A 25,831-nucleotide genomic window follows, 5' to 3' on the forward strand; every position below is an offset into this window, starting at 1 on the left:
ACCGGGGCCGGGGCGCCCGCGCGTCCTCAGAAGCCGTGCGGCAGCCACGGCTTGATGTGCCAGCCGAAGGCCACCGACGCCTCGCGCAGCGCGCCGGGCCGCAGTTCCCGCACCCGGCCCGCCGCCGCCAGCGCGCTCAGCGAGAAGCCGCCCAGATACGCGGAGCCCAGTTCCCGTACGGACAGGGCCAGATCGGCCGGGTCGTCGGTCCGCTCACAGGAAGCGCCCCGCCCGTCGCCGGTCAGCCGCCACCGGCCCTCGTTCCAGGGGCAGCCGGCATCGGCCACTTCCAGGACCACGTCCAGCGGCGCCGCGTACGCCCGCGCGGCGAGCGCCCCGCCGACGTCCACCAGCCGGACGAACAGCGACTCGCGCACCGTGACCCGGCAGCGCCGGATGTCGTCCACCAGGTGCAGCAGCGGATCGTCGGCCGGCCGGTTGCGCACCGTCACACGGGACGTCAGGTCGATGCCGAACAGATAGCGCCACAGCGCCGCGTGAACGGCCGGGTCCAGCGCCTCGATGTCGCGCAGGACCACCGTGCCGTCCGGGCCGCCCCCGTCCCAGCCCGCCTTGACCGCGTAGCGCGCGTACCCGCGCACCTCGCCGGCCACCTCGGCCAGCACGCACAGCAGCGGACCGGCGCCGTCCCGGTCGGCCTCCGGGTCGAGCAGCGGCAGCCGCTCCCAGCCCGGCTGCCGGGCGAGCATCCCCGGACGGCCGGCGACCAGCTGGTCGTAGACCTTCTCGCAGTCCGGCAGCGCGGTCTCCGGATCGATCAGCCGCAGCCGTACGGCGTCGGTGCCGGGCAGGGCCGGGACGGACAGCCGGAGCGTGTCGAGCGTCATGCTCACCGCCTCGGTCGCCGCGCCGTAGCCGAAGCGCCCGTAGATGGCCGGTTCGGAGGCGGTCAGCACGGCCAGCGGCTCGCGCCGGGCCCGGATGTCCGCGAGCTGGTGGCGCATCATCTCGCGCAGCAGGCCGCGCCGCCGGTGCGTCGGCTGCACGCTGACCATCGTCACGCCGGCCGCCGGGACGACCGCGCCGCCGGGCAGCGACAGCCGGAAGGTGAACGCCCCCGCCGTGCCGACGACATCGCTCCCGTCCCGGACGGTCAGGCTGCGCTCGGGCTCCCCGAGACCGCGCCACAGGGCGCGCTCCTCCGGGGCCTCCGGCGTACCGCCGAACACCCGCTCCACCGATGCGTACCAGTCGTCCCACTCGTCCGGGCGCAGCTGCCGTAACTCTGTCGTCATGGGCCATGGGTAGCAGGACGCCTTACGGGCGCGCGACCGTTTTTCGAACGCCGTTTCCGGGCGATTGCGCCAGGCGGCGCGCCGTGAATCGACGCGCCGCCGAACGGGTGGATAAGGTCCCAGAACAATGGCGAGCAGCTCGGGAGCGGAGTCCCTGACGGCCCGGTGGCGCAAGGCGGTCCACCGGGCCCGCATCACCGTGCGCAAGGCCGGGGTCGACTACTTCCGCGGCGACGGCTCGGACTGGATCGCCCTGGTCGCCCTCCTGATCGCCATCCCCGCCATCGCCTGCGGCACCATCTGGCGCCCCGACTGGATCGCACCGACCGCGCTGGTCCTGCCGGTCATCGCCGGCGGGCTGCTGCTGCGCCCGGCCAACCTGCTCGCCCTGTACGGCACGTCCGCCGCCGCCCTGATCGTCGAGGCGTCGCTGCTCGGCCCGTACGACCAGGGCCGCGACCGGATCACCCCGGGCACCGTCCTGGTGGTCGCCGCCGTCGGGCTGTCCGGGCTGCTGATCGCGCAGTTCCGCAGCCGGGTCGGCGTGCCGTGGCGGCGCGGCGGGACGATGCTCTTCGACCTGCGCGAACGCATCCGCGTCCAGAGCAAGCTGCCCAAACTGCCGGCCGGCTGGCACCACGAGATGGCGCTGCGGCCGGCCGGCGGGCAGTCCTTCTCCGGCGACTTCGTCGTCGCCTCCCGCACCCACGGCGGCAACATCCTCGAAGTCGTGCTGACCGACGTGTCCGGCAAGGGCATGGACGCGGCCTCCCGCGCCCTGCTGCTGTCCGGCGCCTTCGGCGGCCTGCTCGGCTCGCTGCCGCCGCACGGCTTCCTGCCCGCCGCCAACGGCTACCTGCTGCGCCAGGACTGGGACGAGGGCTTCGCCACCTCCATCCACCTGGTCCTGGACCTGGAGTCCGGCGACTACGAGCTGCTGTCCGCCGGGCACCTGCCCGCCCTCCAGCTCAGCGCGGGCACCGGCCGCTGGGAGGAGAAGGCGGCGGAGGGGCCGCTGCTCGGGGTGTACGACGGGGCGCAGTTCGACCCCGTCAAAGGGACGCTGCGCCCCGGCGACGTGCTGATGCTCTTCACGGACGGCCTGGTCGAGGCCGCCGACCGGGACATCGCCGAGGGCATCGACCGGCTGACCGGCGAGGCCGACCGCTATGTGGCCTGCGGCTTCACGGGCGCGGCCTGGCATCTGATCGAGGCGGTGGCCAAGGACGTGAACGACGACCGGGCGCTGCTGCTGATCTGCCGCGACTGAGCCGTACGGCGCTTTCCGGCCGTATCCGGACGCCGCCAACCCGGTGAACACGCTGCGCCGCGGGAGGCGGAAGCCCCGCCGCCCCGGCCCCGCCGCGCTTCATGGGAGCCCGAGACTTCGCACGATCCACGGAGGACCCATGGCCGGCACGCTCACCTTCCGCTACGTCACTTACCTCGCGACCACGCCGGAAAAGGTCTGGCACGCCCTCACCGACCCGGAGCTGAGCGGCGCGTACTGGGGGCACGGCAATGTCTCCGACTGGCGGCCCGGCTCGCGCTGGGAGCACCGGCGCACCGACGGCTCCGGCATCGCCGACGTCGAAGGGGTGGTCCTGGAGAGCGCTCCGCCCACGCGGCTGGTGACCACGTGGGCGGAGCCCGGTGCGCCGACGGGCCGGGGCGAGCCGGGCGTCTCCACCGTGACGTTCGGCATCGAGCCGTACGAGGAGATCGTCCGGCTGACCCTGACGCACGAGGATCTGGCCGACGAGGCCGAGCGGGAGGCGGCGGCCGGGGGCTGGTTCGCGGTGCTCGCCAACCTCAAGACGCTTCTGGAGACCGGGCGCCCGCTGCCGAAGGAGCCGTGGACGATGCCGTGAGCGTACGGTCCTCGCCACCTGGCAGGAGCCGCGCCAGCCAGGCCGACCGGCCGGCCGCCAGCGGTCCCAGTACGGCCAGGATCAGCACGTACCCGGCGATGAACGGCGCCAGCCGCTCGTCCAGCCCGGCGCCCGCCGCCATCGTCGCCAGGATCAGCGCGAACTCGCCGCGGGCGAGCAGCGCGGTGGCGATGTTGGCGGCCGGGCCCGGCCCGAAGCCGTAGATCCGGGCCGCGACCAGCCCCGCGACCACGTTCATCACCAGTGTCAGCGCCACCGCGATCAGCACCGGCCACACCACTGACGGCAGGTCGCCGGGGTCGATGGACAGGCCGAAGGCGAAGAAGAAGATTGCGCCGAAGGCGTCCCGCAGCGGGTGCACCAGCTCCATGATCCGCTTGCCGGAGCCGGTGCTGCCGAGCATCAGGCCGACCATGAACGCGCCGATCGCGTCCGCGACGCCGAACCACTCCGAGACGCCCGCCACGAAGACGGCGGCCCCGAGGAAGGAGATGACCAGCAGCTCGTTGTCCTTGGTGGCGATCAGCTTGCCGATCACCGTCGTCCCCCAGCGCGCGACCACGGCCAGGAGCAGCAGGAAGCCGAACGCCTTGCCCGCGTCGACGGCGGCCGAGGCCAGCGAGTCGGCGCCGGAGATCACCGGCTGGAGGGCGGCCAGGTACAGGGCGAGGAAGATGTCCTCGACCACGATGATGCCGAGGATCGGCTTGGTCTCGGGGTTGCCGAGACGGCCGGTGTCCATCAGGACCTTGGTGACGATCGCCGACGAGGAGATGCCGAGCACTCCGGCCAGCACCAGCGCCTCGGAGGTGCCCCAGCCGACCAGGAAGCCGAAGACGAGACCGGCGCCGACGTTCAGCGCCAGGTAGGCGGCCCCGGCGACGGCCATCTTCCGGCCGCCCTCTTTGAGGTCGTCCAGGTGGAATTCGAGGCCGAGGTAGAAGAGCAGCAGCACCAGGCCCAGCAGGGAGAGCATCTCCAGCTCGTGCGGGTCGTCGACCAGGGCGATGCCGGGGGTGTGCGGGCCGAGCAGTATCCCGGCCAGGATGAACAGGGGGATCGTGGGGAGCCCGATGCGGCTGCCCAGGCGGGCGAGGACGGCGGCGGCCAGAAAGGCCCCGCCCATCGCGAGGAGGGTGTCTGCGTGTCCGATGGCTCCTCCAGAGGTTCGGCCGGACGGTGTTCGGTCAAGGGGGAGTCAAGAAAGCGTTAGTAGTTAGTTTACCAAACGACTTTTCCGGCCGGTACGCCCGCTTCCGCCGCATGCTTCGCCGGACTGCCGCCCATCTCTCCACCGATCCGCCTCCGGGATCTTCCCGGGCCTCCTGTCGAGAGCCCTGCCTGGGGTTTTCCCCACCCCGAAGCCACCGGCAGCCGTCATGGCCCAGGTTCACCCCGGCTCCGTACGGTCGAGGGGTGCAACGGACGCGGGAGACGGGGGACGACGCGATGGGCCCGAGGGGCGAGGAGCACCGGCACGGACCGGGGCGGGAGGAGCGCCGGCATGGACCGGGGCGGGACGGCGGCGCCTGTGCCGTGGAGCTGCGCGGCGTCCGGCGGCAGTACGGCCGCGGCGCGGGCGCCGTGCACGCCCTGCGCGGCATCGACCTCGCCCTGCCGCACGGCACCTTCACCGCCGTGATGGGGCCCTCCGGCTCCGGCAAGTCCACGTTCCTTCAGTGCGCGGCGGGCCTGGACCGGCCGACCGGCGGCACGGTCCGCGTCGGCGGTACGGACATCACCCGCCTGCGGGAGGGCCGGCTCACCGCTCTGCGCCGCGAACGCCTCGGCTTCGTCTTCCAGGCGTTCAACCTGCTGCCGTCGCTGACCGTCGAACAGAACGTCGCCCTGCCGATGCGGCTCGCCGGACAGCGCGCCGACCGGCGGCGGACGGCCGAGGCGCTGGCCCGGGTGGGCCTGGGGGAGCACGCCGGGCGGCGTCCCGGCCAGCTCTCCGGCGGCCAGCAGCAGCGCGTGGCCATCGCCCGCGCCCTGGTCACCGGCCCCGACGTGGTCTTCGCCGACGAGCCGACCGGCGCGCTCGACGCCGCCACCGCCGCGGAGGTCCTCGCCGTACTGCGGCACGCCGTCGACGCGCTCGGCACCACCGTCGTCATGGTCACCCACGACCCGGTGGCCGCCTCCTGGGCCGACCGGGTGCTCTTCCTCGCCGACGGCGCGCTCACCGGCAGCCTGGAGCGGCCCTCGGCCGAGGAGGTCGCGGCCCGGATGGCGGCCCTCGCGGGACGCGCCCGGAGGGCGGCGGCCTGAGCCGCGCGACCGGCGCTCAGCGCCCGGCCGGTTCCTTCCGGAACGCCCACGCCATCCGGGGCTCCACCACGCAGCGCAGGGCCCGGCGGACCGGCGGGGTGCACAGCGCGGTCACCACGGCCGCCGCCGTCAGGCTGACCACGATCTCGCCGGGCGGCGAGTGCAGCCACGGATGGTCCTCGAACCAGCCCGCGAAGCGCGCGCCCTTGGTCAGGAAGCCGTGCAGCAGATAGCCGTAGAGGGTGCCGGCGCCCAGCACCGTGAACCACGTACGGCGGGCCGGCACCCAGGCGAGGAAGCAGGCGACCAGCACCAGTGAGCAGCCGAACAGCGCGAGCGTCATCACCACCCCCGCCCACCAGGGCGCACCCAACTCCTGTGCGCTCTCCCGGTGGTAGAACCACGTCGCCGTCATCCGCGGCACCGCCCAGTAGGCGACCGCCAGGGCACACGCGAAGACCGGCGCCGCCGCGATCCGTACGCCCCGCCGCCGCAGCAGCGCGAAGTGCTCCGGCCGCAGGTTCAGCCCCAGCACGAAGAACGGCAGGAACTGGAGCAGCCGTTGCATGTCCAGGTCGTGGCCGATCTCCGGGGACACCGAGGCGAGTACGGCGACGGCCAGTGCCGGCGGAACCGGCCACCGTACGATCCGCCACAGCGGAGTGGTCAGCCGCCACACGAACAGCGCCGCCAGGAACCAGGTGAGGTACCAGGGGTCCAGGAGGCTGACCGGCATATCGGGGTCGGGGACCGCCCGGCGGGCGAAGAGGGTGTAGGCCGTCTCGAAGACGACATACGGCACCACGATGCCGGTGACCAGCCGCCGCAGCCGGTCCGGCCGCAGGTCGAAACCGCGCGAGAAATAGCCGGAGATGACGATGAACGCCGGCATATGGAAGGCGTACACCGTCATGTAGAGCGCGCCTGCGGTACGGCTCTGCCCGGTCAGCGGCTCCCAGGAATGGCCCATGGCGACCAGCACGATCGCCAGGTACTTCGCATTGTCGAAGAAGGCGTCCCGGCCGCTTCCGCCGCCGGTCCGTATGGCCTCCGGCGCGGGCGCCGGGCCCCGGTCCGGAGACCGCGCGGTCGGCGGAAGCACACGTCGTGAGGTCGGTGCGGCGGAAAGCATCTGCCGCACCCTAGTGGCGGCCAGCGAATGCGTAAAACCCTCGCCGGTAAATTCGCATTACGTGCGGTGTGGTGGGGAATTCCTTTTCGGGCGGCGTTCGGGATTGTGTCGCGGTGGCACTTCCGGGTTTTTGCGGAGGGCCGGTGAATAACTGGTTCCGTACCGCTCTTCCGGTCATGGAAGGGCATATGCGCCACGGTGGACGCGGGGGTGATGTCCGCTTCGCTGACGGTATGTCGGTGGCGGAAGGGGGTCGTCGATCGTGTCCGCGTCAAGTGAATTCACGTACGCACAAAGGGGGTCCGGGCCGCCTGCCGACCTTCGGCCGGATGCCGCGAAAGGATCCGGCCGTTGGCCGGAACGCGCCCGGTGGCGTCAATTCCCGTGCGGCCGACGGCGGTACGGCCGGGAGGTGCCGCCGGGCCGCGCCGCCTCCTGGCAAAGCCTTGGCCGATGATTCGCCACCCGCCTCCACTGGGCAAGGACTTGGTGGCACGATGGTGCCGAGCGGGGGTGTGCGCGGCTGCATGCTTCCGGGGCCGGCCAGGCGTTCCGACCGAGGGTGTGATCAGTTGTGGCTCTTTCGCTGTCCGTCGTGCTGTTGTTGGGCATCATCATGGTCGTGTTGATACGCGGTAAATCGCTCAAGGCCGGTCCGGCGCTCGTCGCCATCCTCTTCGGCTTCTTCCTCGCGTCCACCGGCATCGCGCCGTCCATCAACCGGTTCCTGAACTCGGTGGCCGAGACCATCAACAACATCAGCTTCTAGCGCATCCGGGCCCCTACCGCGCCCGCAGGGGCCCGGCCGGCACGTCAGCGGTCGTCGCGTCCGCTCCGCGCGACCGCCTCCCGTACGGCCTCCTCACTGCGTCCCACCAGCGCCGTGCCGTCGTCCGCCGTGATGATCGGCCGCTGGATCAGCCGGGGATGGCCGGCCAGCGCCTCGATCCACCGCTCCCGCTCGGCCTCCGTACGCCCCCAGTCGCCGATCCCCAGCTCCTTCGCCTCGGCCTCCTGCGTACGCGTGATGTCCCACGGCTCCAGCCCCAGCCGGTCCAGAACCTCCCGCAACTCGGCGGCGCTCGGCGGCTGTTCGAGATAGCGCCGCACCGTGTACCGCACCCCTTCCCCGTCGAGCAGATCGACGGCGGAACGGCACTTGGAACACGCGGGATTGAGCCAGATCTCCATGGGGGCAGCCTAGTCAGGCGCCCGGGGGGAGTGGTCGGTCCTGCTCGGCGCATGACAAGAAACGGTGGCCGTGGCCTCGTATGGAGCCACGGAGGGCCGCGGGCCCGGTACCGCTTGCCCGGTGCCGAGCGGCTTCGGGCGGGAGCCGGAAAACGATTCAGGGCCAGGCCGAGAAAACATCCTCTGACCTGGCCCTGGACCCCATGGAGCGGGCGACGGGAATCGAACCCGCGTAGCCAGTTTGGAAGACTGGGGCTCTACCATTGAGCTACGCCCGCATGCGCCGCCGGTCGGGTGACCGTGGCACGCGATGCATCGTAGCGGGTCAACCGGGTCCGCCGCACACTCCGCCCCGTTCCGCCCGGCGCGCGGCGGGGCGCCGCCCCGTGTCCAGGGCGTGTGCCCGTGGATATCCGGCAGCCGTGCCGTCCGCGGCCATGTACCCTACGTGTCGCACCGACGGGGTGTGGCGCAGCTTGGTAGCGCGTCCGCTTTGGGAGCGGAAGGTCGTCGGTTCGAATCCGGCCACCCCGACCAGCAGGTTCTTCTCGTTCAGCCGTACGGCGTCCCGGCCCGTGGTTTCCGGCCGGCCGTACGGCGCGGCGGCGCCGTGCGCGCCCCGTTCCCCCGGTCGTCACGGCCGCGGACCGGCGGGCCCGTAAGCGGCCCATCAAGATCACATTGCGGCTGCCAACCCGCTTGCGGTTACTATGCAAGCTGCGTGCCCGTGTGTCTTTCTCCCGGGCGCGATCCGCAGGGCGCCTGGACCCCGGGCGCCGGCAGATCTCAAGCAGAACCCCAGAAGTCAGCCCCAAGGAGACCGAACCGTGAAGAGCGCCGTGGAGACCCTGAACCCGACCCGGGTTCGGCTCACTGTCGAGGTGCCCTTCGAGGAGCTCAAGCCCAGCCTCGACGCGGCGTACAAGAAGATCAACCAGCAGGTCACGGTGAAGGGCTTCCGCCAGGGCAAGGTCCCGGCCCGCGTCATCGACCAGCGGTTCGGTCGCGGCGCCGTGCTGGAGGAGGCCGTCAACGACGCGCTCCCGAAGTTCTACACCGAAGCGGTCAACGAGGGTGAGCTGAACGTCCTCGGCCAGCCCGAGGTCGACATCACCGAGCTGAAGGACGGCGAGCTGCTGGCCTTCACCGCCGAGGTCGACATCCGCCCGGCCCTGGAGATCCCGGACTACTCCGGCATCGAGGTCGAGGTCGACGCCGTCGAGGTGTCGGACGAGGACATCGACAAGTCCGTCGAGCAGCTGCGCGAGCGCTTCGCCTCCACCACCCCGGTCGAGCGCGCCGCCGAGGACGGCGACGTGCTCACCGTCGACCTGGAGGCCAAGGTCGACGGCGAGGTCCTGGAGGACGGCGTCGCCCAGGGCGTCAGCTACACCATCGGCTCCGGCGAGCTGCTCGACGGCATCGACGACGCCGTCAAGGGCCTGAAGGCCGGCGAGTCCGGCACCTTCACCTCCGAGCTGAAGGGCGGCTCCGCCGCCGGCAAGGAGGCCGAGGTCAAGGTCGACGTCACCGCCGTGGCCGCCCGTGAGCTGCCCGCGCTGGACGACGACTTCGCCCAGCTGGCGAGCGAGTTCGACACGCTGGAGGAGCTGCGCGCCGACAGCGCCAAGCGCCTCGCCCAGATGAAGAAGTACGACCAGGCCACCCAGGCGCAGGAGAAGGTCCTCGACGAGCTGCTGAAGCTGGTCGAGGTCCCGATGCCGGAGAAGCTGCTCGCGGACGAGATCGAGACCCGCAAGCACAACCTGGTCAACCACCAGCTCGCCCAGATGGGCCTGGACCTCGCGAAGTACCTGGAGATCCAGGGCAAGACCGAGGAAGAGTTCGACGCCGAGACCAAGGAGCAGGCGGAGAAGGGCATCAAGACCCAGTTCATCCTCGATGAGCTGGTCAACAAGGAGAAGCTGAACGTCAGCCAGGAGGAGCTCACCGAGCACCTCATGCGCCGCGCGCAGTCCTCCGGCATGTCCCCCGACCAGTTCGCCCAGGCCGTCGTCGAGGGCGGCCAGGTGCCGATGCTCGTCGGCGAGGTCGCCCGCGGCAAGGCCCTCGCGGTCGTCGTCGAGGCCGCCACCGTCAAGGACACCAACGGCGAGGTCGTGGACCTGGACGACGAGGACGAGACGGCCGAGACCGTCGAGGCCTCCGAGGCCGAGGGCACCGACGCCGAGAAGGCGGAGAAGACCGAGGGCTGAGCCCCGGCCGCCCGGTAGCGCCAGTCGTATGTACGGGCCCGAACACGCCACGCCCGCGTGTTCGGGCCCGTACGTCATCGGGCCCCTCGGAAGGGCCCCCGGACGCCGGTGAGCCTGCGCTCACAGCGAACAGTTGACAATGCGGGATGGCGCCCGCCGACCAGCGCGTTAGGGTCCGTAGATACGAGGGCAGGGGAGTACCCGAAACCGCGCCGGCGGAGCACGCCGCGCCCTCCCCACGCCCCCAGAAGACGACGCTGAGACGGCCCCGGGCCGTCCGACAACGAGCAGGTGGACACGTGACGATCCCGATGCCTTCCGCCGCCGCTGAGCCGACCTTCGGTGGCCTCGGCGACCAGGTCTACAACCGGCTGCTCGGCGAGCGGATCATCTTCCTCGGCCAGCCGGTCGACGACGACATCGCCAACAAGATCACCGCGCAGCTGCTGCTCCTCGCCGCTGACCCGGACAAGGACATCTTCCTTTACATCAACAGCCCGGGCGGCTCGATCTCGGCCGGCATGGCGATCTACGACACCATGCAGTACATCAAGAACGACGTGGTCACCATCGCCATGGGCCTCGCCGCCTCGATGGGCCAGTTCCTGCTGAGCGCCGGCACCCCCGGCAAGCGCTTCGCGCTGCCCAACGCCGAGATCCTCATCCACCAGCCCTCCGCGGGCCTGGCGGGCTCCGCGTCGGACATCAAGATCCACGCCGAGCGGCTGCTGCACACCAAGAAGCGCATGGCCGAGCTCACCGCCCGGCACACGGGCCAGACCGTCGAGCAGATCACCCGCGACTCCGACCGGGACCGCTGGTTCGACCCGCAGGAGGCCAAGGAGTACGGCCTCATCGACGACGTCATGACCACCGCGGCGGGCGTTCCGGGCGGGGGCGGCACCGGGGCCTGAGCGCCCCGCACGACGCACCCAGCAGCCGACCCCAGCCTCTTCTGACCGCCACCAGGACGGTGAACCTCCAGATGAACAACTTCCCCGGCCGTAGCCTCTACGAGCGCCACGACGCCCCGCAGGCCGAGTTCCAGGGCATGCCCGCCGAGTCCCGCTACATCGTCCCGCGCTTCGTCGAGCGCACCTCGCAGGGCGTGCGCGAGTACGACCCGTACGCGAAGCTCTTCGAGGAGCGCGTGATCTTCCTCGGCGTGCAGATCGACGACGCGTCGGCGAACGACGTCATGGCGCAGCTGCTGTGCCTGGAGTCGATGGACCCGGACCGGGACATCTCGATCTACATCAACTCGCCCGGCGGCTCCTTCACGGCGCTGACCGCGATCTACGACACGATGCAGTTCGTCAAGCCGGACATCCAGACCGTCTGCATGGGCCAGGCGGCGTCCGCCGCGGCCGTGCTGCTCGCCGCCGGCACCCCCGGCAAGCGGATGGCGCTGCCCAACGCCCGTGTGCTGATCCACCAGCCGTACAGCGAGACCGGCCGCGGCCAGGTCTCCGACCTGGAGATCGCCGCCAACGAGATCCTGCGGATGCGTACGCAGCTGGAGGAGATGCTCGCCAAGCACTCCACCACGCCGATCGAGAAGATCCGCGACGACATCGAGCGCGACAAGATCCTGACCGCCGAGGAGTCCCTGGCGTACGGTCTGGTCGACCAGATCGTCTCGACCCGTAAGACGGCCGCCTCGGTCTGATCGCGTCCCATCGCGAAGTGAGCCGGAGACACGCCCCCTTGGACCGGGTTGACCGAGTCGGTCCAAGGGGGGCCCGTACGGGGGGCCCGGCAAGGTACCGTCGATAGGCAAGCACCCGGGTCCGCGGAGCAATGCGGATCCCAGGCGAAGGGGAAGCACCTCGTGGCACGCATCGGTGACGGCGGCGACCTGCTCAAGTGCTCGTTCTGCGGGAAGAGTCAGAAGCAGGTGAAGAAGCTCATCGCGGGTCCTGGTGTGTACATCTGCGACGAGTGCATCGACCTCTGCAACGAGATCATCGAGGAGGAGCTCGCCGAGACCTCCGAGGTCCGCTGGGAGGAACTGCCCAAGCCCCGGGAGATCTACGAGTTCCTGGAGAGCTACGTCGTAGGCCAGGAGCCCGCCAAGAAGGCGCTCTCGGTCGCCGTCTACAACCACTACAAGCGGGTCCAGGCGGGCGAGAACGGTGGCGGGCGCGGCGGCGACGACGGCATCGAGCTCGGCAAGTCCAACATCCTGCTGCTCGGCCCCACCGGCTCCGGCAAGACGCTGCTCGCGCAGACGCTCGCCCGGATGCTCAACGTCCCGTTCGCCTTCGCCGACGCGACGGCGCTGACGGAGGCCGGCTATGTCGGCGAGGACGTCGAGAACATCCTCCTGAAGCTGATCCAGGCCGCGGACTTCGACATCAAGAAGGCCGAGACCGGCATCATCTACATCGACGAGATCGACAAGGTCGCCCGCAAGAGCGAAAATCCGTCGATCACCCGCGACGTCTCGGGCGAGGGCGTCCAGCAGGCCCTGCTGAAGATCCTGGAGGGCACTACCGCCTCGGTGCCGCCGCAGGGCGGACGCAAGCACCCCCACCAGGAATTCATCCAGATCGACACGACGAACGTGCTGTTCATCGTGGGCGGCGCGTTCGCCGGCCTGGAGAAGATCATCGAGGCCCGGTCCGGCGCCAAGGGCATCGGCTTCGGCGCCAACATCCGCTCCAAGCGCGAGGTCGAGGCCAAGGACCAGCTCCAGGACGTGATGCCGGAGGACCTGGTGAAGTTCGGGATGATCCCGGAGTTCATCGGCCGGCTGCCGGTGCTGACCTCGGTGCACAACCTCGACCGCGAGGCGCTGCTGCAGATCCTCCTGGAGCCGCGCAACGCGCTCGTCAAGCAGTACCAGCGCCTGTTCGAACTGGACGGCGTGGAGCTGGACTTCGACCGCCCGGCCCTGGAGGCCATCGCCGACCAGGCGATCCTGCGCGGCACCGGCGCGCGCGGCCTGCGCGCCATCATGGAGGAGGTCCTCCAGTCGGTGATGTACGAAGTCCCGTCCCGCAAGGACGTGGCCCGCGTCGTCATCACCGAAGAGGTCGTTCACTCGAACGTGAACCCGACGCTGGTGCCGCGCAACCGCGGCGGCGAGTCGGGCGAACACCACGAGAAGAGCGCGTAAGCGCGAAGCCGCCGTCCGTTCCCCCCGCACGGACGGCGAGGGCCGCCCCGCGACCACCGGTCGCGGGGCGGCCCTTCCGCTTGCCGCCTACTCCGGCTTACGGGTCTCGCCGCGCACCACGGCGGTGGTGTCCGCGTACTGCGACAGATTGATGTCCGAGGACGAGCGCAGCTCGCCGTTCATGTAGAGCAGCACCGCGGCGGTCGAGCCGTCGGCCCAGCCGCACACCGGCGCGTAGCCGAACGACGCGTTCCGGACGACCTCACAGTCGATCTTGACGTTGCCGCCGGCCGCGTCGGGCCGGAACGTCTCGCGCTGCTTGACGACCGTGGTGCCCGCGCCGGACACACCGCTGAACATGCCGTCCACCACGCTGTCCGGGTGGGCGATGGTGCCGTAGCCGCCGGAGATCATCAGACCGGTGGTGCTGCTGTCGCGGGTGCCGCGGTAGCGGGCGATCTCCTGCGTCATACCGGGCGGCGGCGAGCCCAGCTTCAGCCCGTCGCGCTGGAGGGCCGCCTTGTCCTTCTCCAGGGTGTACGCGCCGCCGTCGACCGTACGGGGCGTCGTCAGCCGCATCGGCCGGCCGGTGTCCTCCGCGGCCGGCGACTCCTGGGACGAGTTGTTCGCGTCCGAACCGGCCGTGGGGGCGGGGGAGCTTCCGCCGCCGGCCCGGGCGCGGCCGCCCTTGTCCTCGCCCGCGGTGAGCATGACGGCCCCGCCGATGATCGCGCCGACGAGCACGACGCCCGCGGCCACCCCCGCGATGATCTTTCCGGTGTTGCTGCCGCCGGGGCCCTGGGGCGGGCCGGGCGGTCCCGGCGGGGGGAACTGCGGGGGCTGCATCGGCTGCGGGGCCGGCCCGTAGCCGTACGGGCCGGGCTGCTGCGGAGGCGGGCCCGGCGGCGGGCCCTGGGGCGGACCCGGCGGCGGGCCCTGGGGCGGACCCGGCGGCGGGCCGAAGCCCCCGCTCTGCGGCTGCCCGCTGCTTCCGTACGGGCCCGGCGGCGGCTGGTTGAAGCTCATGGCGTGTCCTCCCCTGGGGGCCGGCGGCCCGGCGCGGCGCGGTGGTTACTTCTCGTGGCGGACGGCGTCGCGGATTTCGCGGGTCTTCTCGGAGAATTCCTGTGCGGAGAAGGCGTCGCCGGTGGAACGGGTGGGTGTGTTCAGACCCTGGTTCATGACCACGGCGACCGCGCTGGAGTCGCCCCAGATGCAGTACGTCGTCGTGGACGACGCGCTGATGCTGCCCACCGACTTGGAGGATTTGATCGCCTTGCACTTCATGACGGAGCCGTCGAAGCCGTCGGGGGAGTACTCCGTCACCGGCGTGACGATCTCCGTCTTCACGCCCTTGGCATCGGTCCCGTTGACGGCCTTCTTGTCGATCTCGGCCGTCATCTTGTTCACCGCGCTCTTGGGGTCGGCCACCTTCCCGTAAACGCCGATGATCATGAGCTGCCGGCCCTTGGCGTCGCTGTAGGCACTCTCGACGCTGGTGGCCCCGGTGATGCCCATGGCCTTGGTCTCCGCGTCGTTGGACTCGTCCTTCGTCTTGTCCTTGCCCTCCGCCTTCTTGTACGTCCCGCCGAGCAGGTCGGCCGGGAAGGCGATCGTGTACGGCTTCACATCCCCACCCGGCCCGAACGCGTAATACGCCCCCACGCCGATGCCCGCCACGGCCGCCACCGCCAGAACGCTCAGGCCGATCTTCAGGCCCTTGCCCTTGCCGCCGTTCTGGGGAGCCTGCCCATAGGGCGGCTGCTGGCCGTACGGTGCCGGGGGCTGCTGCGGGTAGCCGGGCTGGGGAGCCTGCTGCGGGTAGCCGTACGGCTGCTGCGGGGGAACCTGGCCGCCCTGCTGCGGATAGCCGTAGCCGGGCTGCCCGACCGGCTGCGGGACGGGCCGGCCGTACGGGCCGGGCTGCTGGGGCGGCTGGCCGTACGGGCCGGGAGGCGGCTGGTTGAAGCTCATGGAGCGGGTTCCCCTCGTGGCAACTGATGGCGTCCGATGACGCCCGTCACAGTTGATGTCTCTGCGTTTCCCACATCCTGTACGACGCCACTGTCAGCCGGTGCTCCGGGGGCCAAACCGATTCGAGACCGCGACATCCACGCCCGTACACTGAGCGTCGTGACCGAGAACACTCAGCAGAGCCCCCGAGACGGCGGGCCGAACAGCAGCCCCACTGAACTGCCGACCCAGTACGCGCCGGCCGAGGTAGAGGGGCCGCTGTACGAGCGCTGGGTAGAGCGGGGTTACTTCGAGGCGGACGAGAAGAGCGAGAAGCCGCCGTACACGATCGTCATCCCGCCGCCGAACGTCACGGGCAGCCTGCACCTCGGGCACGCCTTCCAGCACACGCTGATGGACGCCCTGACCCGCCGCAAGCGGATGCAGGGCTATGAGTCGCTGTGGCTGCCGGGCATGGACCACGCGGGCATCGCCACCCAGAACAAGGTCGAGCAGCAGCTCGCCGAGGAGGGCAAGTCCCGCCACGACCTGGGCCGCGAGGAGTTCGTCGAGCGCGTCTGGAAGTGGAAGCACGAGTACGGCGGCAAGATCCTCGGCCAGATGCGCCGCCTCGGTGACGGCGTCGCCTGGTCGCGCGAGCGCTTCACGATGGACGAGGGCCTGTCCAAGGCCGTCCAGACGATCTTCAAGCGGCTCTACGACGACGAGCTGATCTACCGCGCCGAGCGCATCATCAACTGGTGCCCGCGCTGCCTGACCGCGATCTCCGACATCGAGGTCGAGTACCAGGACGACGACGGCGAGCTCGTCTCGATCAAGTACGGCGAGGGCGAGGACACCCTCGTCGTCGCGACCACCCGCGCCGAGACGATGCTGGGCGACACCGCGGTGGCCGTCCACCCGGACGACGAGCGGTACCGGCACCTCATCGGCAAGCGGATCAAGCTGCCGCTGACCGACCGCACGATCCCCGTGGTCGCCGACACCCATGTGGATCCGGAGTTCGGCACCGGTGCGGTCAAGGTCACCCCGGCCCACGACCCCAACGACTTCGCCATCGGCCAGCGGCACGACCTGGAGTCGCTGACCGTCATGGACGAGCGCGGTGTCATCACCGTGCACGGTCCCTTCGAGGGCCTGGACCGCTTCGAGGCGCGTTCGACGATCGTGGCGGCGCTGCGTGAGCAGGGCCGGATCGTCGCGGAGAAGCGCCCGTACGTCCACTCCGTGGGCCACTGCTCGCGCTGCAAGACCACCGTCGAGCCGCGGCTTTCCATGCAGTGGTGGGTCAAGGTCGGCCCGCTCGCCCAGGCCGCCGGTGACGCGGTCCGCGACGGCCGGGTCAAGATCCACCCCGAGGACATGTCGAAGCGGTACTTCGACTGGGTCGACAACATGCACGACTGGTGCATCTCGCGCCAGCTGTGGTGGGGTCACCGCATCCCGGTCTGGTACGGCCCCGACGGCGAGGTCGTCTGCGTCGGACCCGACGAGGAGCCGCCGGGCACCGAGGCCGAGGGCTGGACCCAGGAGTCCGACGTCCTGGACACCTGGTTCTCCTCCGGGCTGTGGCCCTTCTCCACGCTGGGCTGGCCGGAGCAGACCCCGGACCTGGCGAAGTTCTACCCGACCGACGTCCTGCTCACCGGGCACGACATCATCTTCTTCTGGGTCGCCCGGATGATGATGTTCGGCCTGTACGCGATGGACGGGCAGGCGCCGTTCCACACCATCGCGCTGACCGGCCTGGTCCGTGACGAGCACGGCAAGAAGATGTCCAAGTCCAACCCGAACTCGGTGGACCCGCTGGACTGGATGGACGCCTACGGAGCGGACGCCGTCCGCTTCACGCTCGCCCGCGGCGCCAACCCGGGCGCGGACGTGCCGATCGGCGAGGACTGGGTCCAGGCGTCCCGCAACTTCGCCAACAAGATCTGGAACGCCACCCGCTTCGCGCTGATGAACGGCGCCACGCTGGAGGGCGAGCTGCCGCCGGCGGAGGAGCTCTCGGCGACCGACCGCTGGATCCTGTCCCGGCTGAACACGGTCGTCGCGCAGGTCGACGCGTACTACGACGACTACCAGTTCGCGAAGCTGTCGGACGCGCTCTACCACTTCGCCTGGGACGAGGTCTTCGACTGGTACGTCGAGCTGTCCAAGACGACCTTCATGGCGGGCGGCCCGGCCGCCGACGTGTCGCGCCGCGTCCTCGGCGAGGTCCTGGACGTCACGCTGCGCCTGCTGCACCCGGTCGTCCCGTTCGTCACGGAGACGCTGTGGACGACGCTGACCGGCCGCGAGTCCCTGGTGATCGCCGAGTGGCCCGCCGACAGCGGCTTCCGCGACCCCGCCGCCGAGCGGGAGATCGAGACCGTCCAGCAGGTCGTCACCGAGGTCCGCCGCTTCCGGTCCGACCAGGGCCTGCAGCCCGGCCAGAAGGTCCCGGCCCGCCTGGACCTGGCCGGTACGCAGCTCGCCGCGCACGAGGCCGCGATGCGGTCGCTGCTGCGCCTCCAGCCGGCGGGGGAGGACTTCACCGCCACCGCGTCGCTGCCGGTCGCGGGCGCGACCGTGGCGCTGGACCTGTCGGGCGCCATCGACGTGGCGGCCGAGCGCAAGCGGCTGTCGAAGGATCTGGCCGCCGCCGAGAAGGAGAAGGCGCAGGCCAACGCGAAGCTGGGCAACGAGGCGTTCCTGGGCAAGGCCCCGGAGCACGTCGTCGCCAAGATCCGTACGCGGCTGGAGACGGCCGAGGCCGACATCGTGCGCATCAGTGCGCAGCTGGAGGCCCTGCCCAAGGCGTAGCGCCCGGCGCCGGGAACGGCCCCGGCGCGCGCATCTCCGCAGGCCCCTCGTCCGTACGGGCGGGGGGCCTGCGCCGTCCCTTGCCGCGCCGGTCGCCGCGTTCGCGTACCGGCCAGAGCAGGACGTACGCCGTCGACACGGCCACGAACGCCAGCCGGATGAAGCCGCGGGCCGAGTCGTCCGGCACCGCGAAGACACTGCCGTACAGGATCAGCAGCGCCAGCCAGCTCCACCAGGGCACCAGCCTCCGCTGCCCGATGACGTCCCACAGCAGCGTGCCGAGCAGGACGGACGCGGTGTAGTACGTGTAGACGCTGGGGTCCAGGACGATCCGGGCGTTGGCGCCCAGCAGGACGACCGCCGCCCAGCGTCCCCGCCACACCGCCAGGCAGCCCAGCAGCAGGCCCAGCGCGAACTGCGCGGGCCGGTCCCAGCCCGGCGTCTCGGGGTCGGCGACGCCCAGCCAGCGCAGCGCGGACGCCGGATGGTTGGGGATGGCGAACTTGGCCGCCGAGAACGAATTCATGTCGCCGATGAAGAACGGCAGCCAGGCCACCGCGACCAGCCCCGCCATCCACAGCCCCGCGCGCAGCCACTTCTCCTTCGGCAGGGCGAGCAGCAGCGGTACGAAGGCCAGCGCCGTCGGTTTGGAGTCCATCGCCAGGGCCAGGCAGGCGCCGGTCAGCGCGGCGTTGCCGCGGGTCACCGACCGTACGGCCAGCGCGGTGAAGAACAGCGCGAGCACATCGTCCAGGTGCCCGAAGCGGACCGAGACCTCGATCCACATCGGGATGAACGCGAGGCCCGCTATCAGGACGCGCTGCCGCAGCCGCTGGTGATTGGTGCCCGTACCCAGGAAGTGCCAGGCGGCGCTGCGCCCGGCCAGCACCACGATCACCAGGCCGAGCAGCGACATCAGGGCCGCCGCCAGAAACTGGCCGGTGTGTTCGGGGAACGGGTTGAACAGGCCCGCCACCAGGAAGCTGACGGGGCCCATCTGGAGTTCGGGGTGGTGGGCGTAGAGGTTGAGGCCGCCGGTGCCGTCGCCGGAGGAGCCCTGGTAGATCAGCTCGCCGCCGGTGCGCAGGTAGTGCCAGGAGAAACCCCCGTTCGGCTCGACCACGACGAACCACAGCACGGTCCACGCGGTGAGCAGCACCAGGTGCATCCGCTGACTGATTGCCGGCATGCGCACGCTTCTTCAGCTCCCACCCTGCCCGGGAGAACCCTGCGGCCGACCGCCGCCGTCCCCCGGAACCTCTGATCTTCTTGTCGTAAAGGCTCACAGAGCCCGCCGGTGAAGATGACGGCAGGGGGGTGGTGCGTTGCCCGGGACCGGCGATCAGAGGCGTGTGTCACGGTGGGGCGGCGGGCGTCCGCGTTCTCATCGGTCTCTCATGGAGACGGTGGAGCATGGCCCGCGAACGGGGAATCCGGCAAAAACGCACGATCCGGCCGCACACGCCGGCCAGCGACGAGGAGCCGCGCCACCCATGAACAAACCGCTGCGCCGCGTCTCGGTCTTCTGCATCCTGCTGATACTCGCGCTGCTGGCGTGGGTCACCTGGCTGCAGGGGGCCAAGGCGGCCACGTTCTCGGACGATCCGCACAATCCGCGCGTGTCCATAGCGAAGTACGCGAACCCGCTGGGCAACATCCTCGTCGGCGGACAGCCGGTGACCGGCTCCACCGCCACCGACGGCACCCTGAAGTACCAGCGCACGTACAAGAACGGCCCGCTCTACGCGCCCGTGACCGGCTTCAGCTCGCAGATCTTCGGCAGCAACCAGCTGGAGAGCCTGTACGGGGACCTCCTCGACGGCTCGGACAGCCGCCTGCAGAACCCGGGCGACGCGCTGACCCGCCAGCGCCCCAAGGGCGGCGATGTGGCCACCACCATCGACGCCAAGGTGCAGCAGGCCGGTTACAAGGCGCTCGGCGGCAAGAGCGGCGCCGCGGTCGCCCTCGACCCGGCCACCGGCAAGATCCTCGGCATGGTCAGCACCCCGTCGTACGACCCGGGCAAGTTCGCCGGGTCCGGCAGCGGCGACCAGAAGGCGTGGAAGGACCTCTCCGGCAACAAGGCCCACCCCGAGATCAACCGCGCGCTGCGCCAGCCGCTGCCGCCCGGCTCCACGTTCAAGCTGGTCGTCGCGGCGGCCGCGCTGGAGAACGGCCTCTACTCCTCCGTGGACGAGGCCACCGACAGCCCCGACCCGTACACGCTGCCCAACACCCGCACGGTGCTGAAGAACGAGAGCGCCTCCGCCCCCTGCAAGAACGCCACCATCCGCACCGCGCTCCAGTACTCCTGCAACACCGTCTTCGCGAAGATGGCCGCCGACCTGGGCCAGGACAAGGTCCGCGCGCAGGCGGAGAAGTTCGGCTTCAACAACGGCAAGCTGGACACCCCCGTACGGGCGGGCAAGAGCCTCTACCCGCAGGGCATGGACAAGCCGCAGACCGCGCTGTCCGGGATCGGCCAGTTCGACGACACGGCGACGCCGCTCCAGATGGCCATGGTCTCCTCGGCCATCGCCAACGGCGGCGACCTCCAGACGCCGCAGATGGTGGACAAGCTCACCGACGGCGGCGGCAACACGCTCCAGGAGTACGAGCCGAAGAAGTACGGCAAGGCGGTCTCGCGGCGCACCGCCGAGCAGCTCCAGTCGTCGATGGAGACCGTCGTCAACGAGGGCACCGGCTCCAACGCCAAGATCGACGGCCTGACGGTCGGCGGCAAGACGGGCACCGCCCAGCACGGCGTGAACAACGAGGGCACCCCGTACGCCTGGTTCGTCTCCTACGCCAAGGACGGCAAGGGCCATCAGGTCGCCGTCGCGGTCATGGTCGAGGACAGCGACGCGGCCCGCAGTGAGATCTCCGGCGGCGGGCTGGCGGCGCCGGTGGCGAAGGCGATGATGAAGGCGGCGTTGTCGTAGCGGCTCGGGCGGCGGGCGGGCGCCGCCCGCCGCCCGCCCGTGTCGGTGGTGGCTCGTAGACTGGAGTGTGTGAGCGACGACCGCCCCCAGAACGACGACCCCGACCCGATTCCCGGCCCGGACGGCCCGGCCGACCCCTTCGAGGAGATGGTGGAGGCCGAGACCGACAGGGACCCCGACCTCGCGGTGATCGAGGCCGGCAGCCGGACCCTGCGCGCGCAGGCCGGACCGCCCCAGGGGGACGGCATTCCCGCACGTCCCGAAGACCCCGAGGTGGACCGCGCGCTGCGCGAGGTGGAGGCCGAGCTGGCCGGCCGCTGGGGCGAGACCAAGCTCGACCCCTCGGTGCGGCGCATCGAGGCGCTGATGGACGTCCTGGGCTCGCCGCAGCGCGCGTACCCCTCCATCCACATCACCGGCACCAACGGCAAGACCAGCACCGCCCGCATGATCGAGGCCCTGCTGACCGCCTTCGACCTGCGCACCGGCCGGTACACCAGCCCGCATGTGCAGTCCGTGACCGAGCGGATCAGCCTGGACGGAGCCCCGATCTCCGCCGAGCGCTTCATCGAGACGTACCGCGACATCGCGCCGTACGTACAGATGGTCGACGAGCGCGAGCAGTACCGCCTGTCCTTCTTCGAGGTGCTCACCGCCATGGCGTACGCGGCCTTCGCGGACGCCCCGGTGGATGTCGCGGTCGTCGAGGTCGGCATGGGCGGCACCTGGGACGCGACGAACGTGATCGACGGGGACGTCGCCGTCGTCACGCCCATCTCGCTGGACCACACCGACCGCCTCGGCGATACGCCCGAGCAGATCGCCGGCGAGAAGTCCGGGATCATCAAGAAGGACGCGACGGTCGTGCTGGCGCAGCAGCCGGTGGACGCGGCGGCCGTGATGCTCAAGCGCGCGGTCGAGGTGGACGCCACGGTCGCCCGCGAGGGCATGGAGTTCGGCGTGCTCGCCCGGGAGGTGGCGGTCGGCGGCCAGCTGCTGACACTGCGCGGCCTCGGCGGCGAGTACCCGGAGATCTTCCTGCCGCTGCACGGCGCCCACCAGGCGCACAACGCCGCGGTGGCGCTCGCCGCCGTGGAGGCGTTCTTCGGCATCGGCTCCGAGCACGCCCGCACCCTGGACATCGACACCATCCGCTCCGCGTTCGCCGCGGTCGCCTCGCCCGGCCGCCTGGAGGTCGTGCGCAGCAGCCCGACCGTCATCCTGGACGCGGCGCACAACCCGGCGGGCGCGCGCGCCGCGGCCGAGGCGGTCAGCGAGGCGTTCGGTTTCAGCCGACTCGTCGGGGTGGTCGCCCCCAGCGCCGACAAGGACGTGCGCGGCGTCCTCGAAGCCTTCGAGCCGATCTTCGCCGAGGTCGTGGTGACCCGTAATTCCAGCCACCGCGCCATGGACCCGGACGAGCTGGCCGCCGTCGCGGTGGAGATCTTCGGCTCCGAGCGGGTGCAGGTCGAGCCGCGGCTCGACGACGCGCTGGAGGCGGCGATCACCCTCGCGGAGGAGGAGGGCGAGTACGCCGGCGCCGGCGTGCTGGTCACCGGCTCCGTGATCACGGTCGGCGAGGCCCGGCTGCTCCTGGGGAGGAACTGACCATGCGCACGCTGTGTGCGAGCACGCTGATCGGCGAGTTCTTCGTGATCGGCTTCGCCGGTCTGGTCGCGATGCAGACCTCCGGCCATTCCACGGCCACGGTCTGGACGGTCAGCGGCGTCGCCATGCTGCTGTGCGTCCTGCTGTGCGGTGTGCTCAACCGCCCCGGCGGCGTGCAGCTGGGCTGGGTGCTCCAGGCCGCGCTGATCGCCAGCGGTTTCGTGGTCGGCACGATGTTCTTCCTCGGGGCGGTCTTCGCCGCGCTGTGGTGGGCGTCGGTGCACTTCGGCCGCAAGATCGACGAGGCGAAGGCCCGCTGGGCTGCGCAGGCCGAGGAGGGGCCGCAGCCGGGCGCTGCGTGAGGACGGCCGCGTACGGCCGCGTCCGCAAGCGGGTTCAGCGGTCCGGGCAAGTGGGACGTACGTGCCCGGACCGGACATCTGTCCGCGTCCGCTCCGGACGTCTGTGCGAAACCCGGCCCGCGTCACCCGTACGGCCCCGTACCGGCTCCGATACCGCGTACGGACCAGCGCCGTCACCCATGTAGCCTCAGTTCACCTGCCGACTTCCGTCACCCAAGGAGTCCTTCCCGTGAGCCAGCGCACGCTCGTCCTCCTCAAGCCCGACGCGGTCCGCCGCGGCCTGGTCGGTGAGATTCTCGGCCGTATCGAGCGCAAGGCGGGCTGGACGATCAGCGCGCTGGAACTGCGCACCCTCGACCGCGCGATCCTGGAGCAGCACTACGCCGAGCACGTCGGCCGCGACTTCTACGAGCCGTTGGTGCAGTTCATGTCCTCGGGCCCGGTGGTCAGCCTGGTCGTCGAGGGCGAGCGGGTGATCGAGGGCGTGCGGACGCTGGCCGGCCCCACCGACCCGATCAAGGCGCCGGGCGGTTCCATCCGCGGCGACTTCGGGACCATCACCCGGGAGAACCTGATCCACGCCTCGGACTCCGAGGAGTCCGCCGAGCGCGAGATCAAGATTTTCTTCCCCGGTCTTTCCTGACCTTCCGTCCGTTCGCACCCCGGTGACCTGGGGCGACCGCGCCGCCGCGGCCGCCCCACGGCAAGCCGGCGGCGAACGGGGGAACGCTTCGGTGCGACACGGCGTCCCATTGAAGGGGGCGGGTCCGTGTTCCGCCGACAATGGCGAAGGAACCCCGCACTGCGTTCGAGCGGTGGGGACTTCGTGACTACGATGGAGTTTCCGCGCCCCGGCGCACCACACCTGCCGACCTCAAGTAAGCATTCGCTCCAGTTGGGAAGGCCAGACGTATCCTCATGGGGAACAACATGTCGTTCATCGGCCGTGACATGGCTGTCGACCTCGGGACCGCCAACACGCTGGTGTACGTCAGGGGTCGCGGGATCGTCCTCAACGAGCCGTCGGTCGTGGCCATCAACACCAACACCGGCGGCATCCTGGCCGTCGGGGCCGAGGCGAAGAAGATGATCGGCCGCACCCCCGGCAACATCGTCGCGGTGCGTCCGCTGAAGGACGGCGTGATCGCCGACTTCGAGATCACCGAGCGGATGCTCCGCTACTTCATCCTCAAGATCCACAAGCGCCGTTACCTGGCCCGCCCGCGCGTGGTCGTCTGTGTCCCCTCCGGTATCACCGGAGTCGAGCGCCGCGCGGTCATCGAGGCGTCCACCCAGGCCGGCGCCCGCCAGGTGCACATCATCGAGGAGCCGATGGCCGCCGCGATCGGCTCCGGCCTCCCGGTCCACGAGGCCACCGGCAACATGGTCGTGGACATCGGCGGCGGCACCACCGAGGTCGCGGTGATCTCGCTCGGCGGCATCGTCACGGCGCAGTCGATCCGGGTGGCCGGCGATGAGCTGGACAACGCGATCATCCAGCACATCAAGAAGGAGTACAGCCTCCTGCTGGGCGAGCGCACCGCCGAGAGCATCAAGATCACCATCGGCTCGGCGTACGACCTGGAGCAGGACGAGCACACCGAGATCCGCGGCCGCGATCTGGTCTCCGGACTTCCCAAGACCGTCGTGATCTCCGCGGCCGAGGTGCGCAAGGCCATCGAGGAACCGGTCAACTCCATCGTCGACGCGGTCAAGACGACGCTCGACAAGTGCCCGCCGGAGCTCTCCGGCGACGTGATGGACCGCGGCATCGTGCTCACCGGCGGCGGCGCCCTGCTGCGCGGCCTCGACGAGCGCCTGCGCCGCGAGACCGGCATGCCGATCCACATCGCCGAGGACCCGCTCGACTCCGTCGCACTCGGCAGCGGCAAGTGCGTCGAGGAGTTCGAGGCGCTCCAGCAGGTCCTGGACTCCCAGCCGCGCCGCTGAGGAACCCGACATTCCGCCGTACGGGCGGCTGATCGTCCGTACGGCGGATCGTTGATATACAGGCACCACGCCCCAACAGGCGAGCACTGCGTATAAAGGCACAACGCACTCCCCAGCGCGACCGGCGCGGGCCCGCAGCCGGCCGGTCCTACGAGGAAGGACACGGCCGCCGCACGTGAGGGACACACGAGAGAGCCGGCTGCTACTGGTGCTGCTGGTCGCGATCGCGTTCGCGCTGATCACGGTGGACATCCGCGGCGGCGAACGGTCCCCGCTCGCCGGTGCCCGGCAGGCCGCCGCCGCGGTGTTCGGGCCGGTCGAGAGCGGCATCGCCACGGTCGTCGACCCGGTGGGCAACGCCGTCGGCGCCGTACGCGACTCCGGCGAGCGGCACACGCGTATCAGCGCCCTGGAGCGGGAGAACGCCGCCCTCAAGGCGAAGCTGGGCTCCTCCGACCGCAACCGCAACCGCGCCGCCGAGCTGGACAAGATGCTCAAGACCGCCGGCACCGGCCAGTACGGCATCAAGGGCGCCCAGGTCATCGCCATCGGCGCGGCGCAGGGCTTCTCCTGGACCGTCACCATCGACGCCGGCTCCCAGGACGGCATCGCCCGCGACATGACGGTCCTCAACGGTGACGGCCTGGTCGGCCGCGTCACCACCGTCGGCCGCACCACCGCCACCGTGCTGCTCGCCAACGACCCCGACTTCACCGTCGGCACCCGCATGGAGAAGACCAACGAGATCGGGTTCGCCACCGGCCAGGGCGGCAACTCGCTGGGCGTGCAGCTGCTGAACGGCAAGGCCGAGGTCAACAAGGGCGACCGGCTGGTCACCTTCGGCTCCAGTGCCGACAAGCCCTTCGTGCCCGGCGTCCCGGTCGGACAGGTCGTCAGGGTCGATCCGTCCAACGGCGATCTGACCCGCTCCCTCCAGGTCCGCCCGTTCGTCGGCTTCTCCAAGCTGGACGTCGTCGGCGTGGTCGTCCAGCCGCCCCGCGAGGACCCGCGCGACACCGTCCTGCCGCCCAAGCCCGCCAAGCCCAAGCCGACGCCGACGGTCACCGTCACGGCCACCCCCACCGCGAGCGCCTCTCCCAGGAGCTGACCG

At 70.8% G+C, this 25,831-nt stretch carries 22 protein-coding genes and 2 tRNA genes; 16 read left to right on the top strand and 8 right to left on the bottom strand.

The window, feature by feature from the left end; all coding sequences use genetic code 11:
* Positions 1-26 precede the first annotated feature (26 nt).
* A complete protein-coding gene (locus CP984_RS26850) occupies positions 27-1,256 on the bottom strand; it encodes a GNAT family N-acetyltransferase (protein ID WP_003983749.1) in 1,230 nt (409 codons plus the stop codon).
* A gap of 127 nt (positions 1,257-1,383) precedes the next feature.
* Here CP984_RS26850 and CP984_RS26855 point away from each other — a divergent pair, with 127 nt between their 5' ends.
* Both CP984_RS26855 and CP984_RS26860 read left to right on the top strand, forming a co-directional pair.
* Positions 1,384-2,526 (top strand): PP2C family protein-serine/threonine phosphatase, encoded by a 1,143-nt coding sequence (locus CP984_RS26855; protein WP_003983748.1) that lies wholly within the window; start codon positions 1,384-1,386, stop codon positions 2,524-2,526.
* Positions 2,527-2,665: 139 nt separating this feature from the next.
* Positions 2,666-3,127: an SRPBCC family protein gene (locus CP984_RS26860; RefSeq protein WP_003983747.1), complete on the top strand. Its 462-nt coding sequence runs from the start codon at positions 2,666-2,668 to the stop codon at positions 3,125-3,127.
* Here CP984_RS26860 and CP984_RS26865 read toward each other — a convergent pair.
* Positions 3,069-4,274, bottom strand: a complete 1,206-nt coding sequence (locus tag CP984_RS26865; protein ID WP_003983746.1) for a cation:proton antiporter — start codon at positions 4,272-4,274, stop codon at positions 3,069-3,071. The genes CP984_RS26860 and CP984_RS26865 overlap by 59 nt on opposite strands.
* Positions 4,275-4,597: 323 nt before the next feature.
* On the opposite strand from CP984_RS26865, the gene CP984_RS26870 reads away from it, so the two are divergent.
* A complete protein-coding gene (locus CP984_RS26870) occupies positions 4,598-5,419 on the top strand; it encodes an ABC transporter ATP-binding protein (RefSeq protein WP_003983745.1) in 822 nt (273 codons plus the stop codon).
* A gap of 16 nt (positions 5,420-5,435) precedes the next feature.
* On the opposite strand, the gene CP984_RS26875 is transcribed toward CP984_RS26870, so the two are convergent.
* Entirely contained in the window at positions 5,436-6,551 is a 1,116-nt protein-coding gene (locus CP984_RS26875) for an acyltransferase family protein (RefSeq protein WP_030638671.1), read from the bottom strand.
* Between the two features lie 574 nt (positions 6,552-7,125).
* On the opposite strand from CP984_RS26875, the gene CP984_RS26880 reads away from it, so the two are divergent.
* Positions 7,126-7,320 carry a hypothetical protein gene (locus tag CP984_RS26880; protein ID WP_003983743.1) on the top strand — a complete coding sequence of 65 codons (195 nt, stop codon included), beginning with the start codon at positions 7,126-7,128 and terminating at the stop codon, positions 7,318-7,320.
* A gap of 44 nt (positions 7,321-7,364) precedes the next feature.
* On the opposite strand, the gene CP984_RS26885 is transcribed toward CP984_RS26880, so the two are convergent.
* Positions 7,365-7,742 (bottom strand): arsenate reductase family protein, encoded by a 378-nt coding sequence (locus CP984_RS26885; protein ID WP_003983742.1) that lies wholly within the window; start codon positions 7,740-7,742, stop codon positions 7,365-7,367.
* A gap of 204 nt (positions 7,743-7,946) precedes the next feature.
* A tRNA-Gly gene (locus CP984_RS26890) sits at positions 7,947-8,020 on the bottom strand.
* 182 nt (positions 8,021-8,202) lie between these two features.
* On the opposite strand from CP984_RS26890, the gene CP984_RS26895 reads away from it, so the two are divergent.
* The 5 genes from CP984_RS26895 (at position 8,203) to clpX (ending at position 13,079) form a co-directional block, all read left to right on the top strand.
* Positions 8,203-8,279, top strand: a tRNA-Pro gene (locus tag CP984_RS26895).
* A gap of 290 nt (positions 8,280-8,569) precedes the next feature.
* A complete protein-coding gene (tig, locus tag CP984_RS26900) occupies positions 8,570-9,958 on the top strand; it encodes a trigger factor (protein ID WP_003983741.1) in 1,389 nt (462 codons plus the stop codon).
* Positions 9,959-10,269: 311 nt separating this feature from the next.
* On the top strand, positions 10,270-10,872 hold the full coding sequence (locus tag CP984_RS26905) for an ATP-dependent Clp protease proteolytic subunit (protein ID WP_030179729.1): 603 nt from the start codon (positions 10,270-10,272) through the stop codon (positions 10,870-10,872).
* A 71-nt stretch (positions 10,873-10,943) separates the two neighbouring features.
* A complete protein-coding gene (locus tag CP984_RS26910; protein WP_003983739.1) occupies positions 10,944-11,627 on the top strand; it encodes an ATP-dependent Clp protease proteolytic subunit in 684 nt (227 codons plus the stop codon).
* A gap of 162 nt (positions 11,628-11,789) precedes the next feature.
* Positions 11,790-13,079 (top strand): ATP-dependent Clp protease ATP-binding subunit ClpX, encoded by a 1,290-nt coding sequence (gene clpX, locus CP984_RS26915; RefSeq protein WP_003983738.1) that lies wholly within the window; start codon positions 11,790-11,792, stop codon positions 13,077-13,079.
* Between the two features lie 87 nt (positions 13,080-13,166).
* On the opposite strand, the gene CP984_RS26920 is transcribed toward clpX, so the two are convergent.
* Together CP984_RS26920 and CP984_RS26925 are read right to left on the bottom strand one after the other, a co-directional pair.
* Complete coding sequence (locus tag CP984_RS26920; RefSeq protein WP_050498842.1) at positions 13,167-14,105, bottom strand: hypothetical protein; 939 nt, start codon at positions 14,103-14,105, stop codon at positions 13,167-13,169.
* A gap of 45 nt (positions 14,106-14,150) precedes the next feature.
* Entirely contained in the window at positions 14,151-15,053 is a 903-nt protein-coding gene (locus CP984_RS26925) for a hypothetical protein (protein ID WP_003985175.1), read from the bottom strand.
* A 159-nt stretch (positions 15,054-15,212) separates the two neighbouring features.
* On the opposite strand from CP984_RS26925, the gene CP984_RS26930 reads away from it, so the two are divergent.
* Positions 15,213-17,858 carry a valine--tRNA ligase gene (locus tag CP984_RS26930; RefSeq protein ID WP_003985176.1) on the top strand — a complete coding sequence of 882 codons (2,646 nt, stop codon included), beginning with the start codon at positions 15,213-15,215 and terminating at the stop codon, positions 17,856-17,858.
* On the opposite strand, the gene CP984_RS26935 is transcribed toward CP984_RS26930, so the two are convergent.
* A complete protein-coding gene (locus CP984_RS26935; protein WP_043978451.1) occupies positions 17,824-19,047 on the bottom strand; it encodes a membrane protein in 1,224 nt (407 codons plus the stop codon). The genes CP984_RS26930 and CP984_RS26935 overlap by 35 nt on opposite strands.
* A gap of 304 nt (positions 19,048-19,351) precedes the next feature.
* On the opposite strand from CP984_RS26935, the gene CP984_RS26940 reads away from it, so the two are divergent.
* The 6 genes from CP984_RS26940 (at position 19,352) to mreC (ending at position 25,828) form a co-directional block, all read left to right on the top strand.
* Positions 19,352-20,800 (top strand): peptidoglycan D,D-transpeptidase FtsI family protein, encoded by a 1,449-nt coding sequence (locus CP984_RS26940; protein WP_003985178.1) that lies wholly within the window; start codon positions 19,352-19,354, stop codon positions 20,798-20,800.
* A gap of 69 nt (positions 20,801-20,869) precedes the next feature.
* Positions 20,870-22,408, top strand: a complete 1,539-nt coding sequence (gene folC / locus CP984_RS26945; RefSeq protein ID WP_003985179.1) for a bifunctional tetrahydrofolate synthase/dihydrofolate synthase — start codon at positions 20,870-20,872, stop codon at positions 22,406-22,408.
* A 2-nt stretch (positions 22,409-22,410) separates the two neighbouring features.
* Entirely contained in the window at positions 22,411-22,770 is a 360-nt protein-coding gene (locus tag CP984_RS26950; RefSeq protein WP_003985180.1) for a DUF4233 domain-containing protein, read from the top strand.
* A 229-nt stretch (positions 22,771-22,999) separates the two neighbouring features.
* Entirely contained in the window at positions 23,000-23,413 is a 414-nt protein-coding gene (gene ndk, locus CP984_RS26955) for a nucleoside-diphosphate kinase (protein ID WP_003985181.1), read from the top strand.
* A gap of 287 nt (positions 23,414-23,700) precedes the next feature.
* Complete coding sequence (locus CP984_RS26960; RefSeq protein ID WP_003985182.1) at positions 23,701-24,720, top strand: rod shape-determining protein; 1,020 nt, start codon at positions 23,701-23,703, stop codon at positions 24,718-24,720.
* 175 nt (positions 24,721-24,895) lie between these two features.
* Positions 24,896-25,828 (top strand): rod shape-determining protein MreC, encoded by a 933-nt coding sequence (gene mreC, locus CP984_RS26965; protein WP_030179748.1) that lies wholly within the window; start codon positions 24,896-24,898, stop codon positions 25,826-25,828.
* Positions 25,829-25,831: the final 3 nt, after the last annotated feature.

Origin of the sequence: Streptomyces rimosus (assembly GCF_008704655.1) — a bacterium.
Lineage (GTDB): Bacteria > Actinomycetota > Actinomycetes > Streptomycetales > Streptomycetaceae > Streptomyces > Streptomyces rimosus.

Coding starts and splice junctions, on each gene's coding strand:
- CP984_RS26850 (WP_003983749.1), bottom strand. CDS start 1,256: ATGACGACAGAGTTACGGCAGCTGCGCCCGGACGAGTGGGACGACTGG.
- CP984_RS26855 (WP_003983748.1), top strand. CDS start 1,384: ATGGCGAGCAGCTCGGGAGCGGAGTCCCTGACGGCCCGGTGGCGCAAG.
- CP984_RS26860 (WP_003983747.1), top strand. CDS start 2,666: ATGGCCGGCACGCTCACCTTCCGCTACGTCACTTACCTCGCGACCACG.
- CP984_RS26865 (WP_003983746.1), bottom strand. CDS start 4,274: ATGGGCGGGGCCTTTCTGGCCGCCGCCGTCCTCGCCCGCCTGGGCAGC.
- CP984_RS26870 (WP_003983745.1), top strand. CDS start 4,598: ATGGGCCCGAGGGGCGAGGAGCACCGGCACGGACCGGGGCGGGAGGAG.
- CP984_RS26875 (WP_030638671.1), bottom strand. CDS start 6,551: ATGCTTTCCGCCGCACCGACCTCACGACGTGTGCTTCCGCCGACCGCG.
- CP984_RS26885 (WP_003983742.1), bottom strand. CDS start 7,742: ATGGAGATCTGGCTCAATCCCGCGTGTTCCAAGTGCCGTTCCGCCGTC.
- CP984_RS26905 (WP_030179729.1), top strand. CDS start 10,270: ATGCCTTCCGCCGCCGCTGAGCCGACCTTCGGTGGCCTCGGCGACCAG.
- CP984_RS26910 (WP_003983739.1), top strand. CDS start 10,944: ATGAACAACTTCCCCGGCCGTAGCCTCTACGAGCGCCACGACGCCCCG.
- CP984_RS26920 (WP_050498842.1), bottom strand. CDS start 14,105: ATGAGCTTCAACCAGCCGCCGCCGGGCCCGTACGGAAGCAGCGGGCAG.
- CP984_RS26925 (WP_003985175.1), bottom strand. CDS start 15,053: ATGAGCTTCAACCAGCCGCCTCCCGGCCCGTACGGCCAGCCGCCCCAG.
- CP984_RS26935 (WP_043978451.1), bottom strand. CDS start 19,047: ATGCCGGCAATCAGTCAGCGGATGCACCTGGTGCTGCTCACCGCGTGG.
- CP984_RS26940 (WP_003985178.1), top strand. CDS start 19,352: ATGAACAAACCGCTGCGCCGCGTCTCGGTCTTCTGCATCCTGCTGATA.
- CP984_RS26950 (WP_003985180.1), top strand. CDS start 22,411: ATGCGCACGCTGTGTGCGAGCACGCTGATCGGCGAGTTCTTCGTGATC.
- CP984_RS26960 (WP_003985182.1), top strand. CDS start 23,701: ATGTCGTTCATCGGCCGTGACATGGCTGTCGACCTCGGGACCGCCAAC.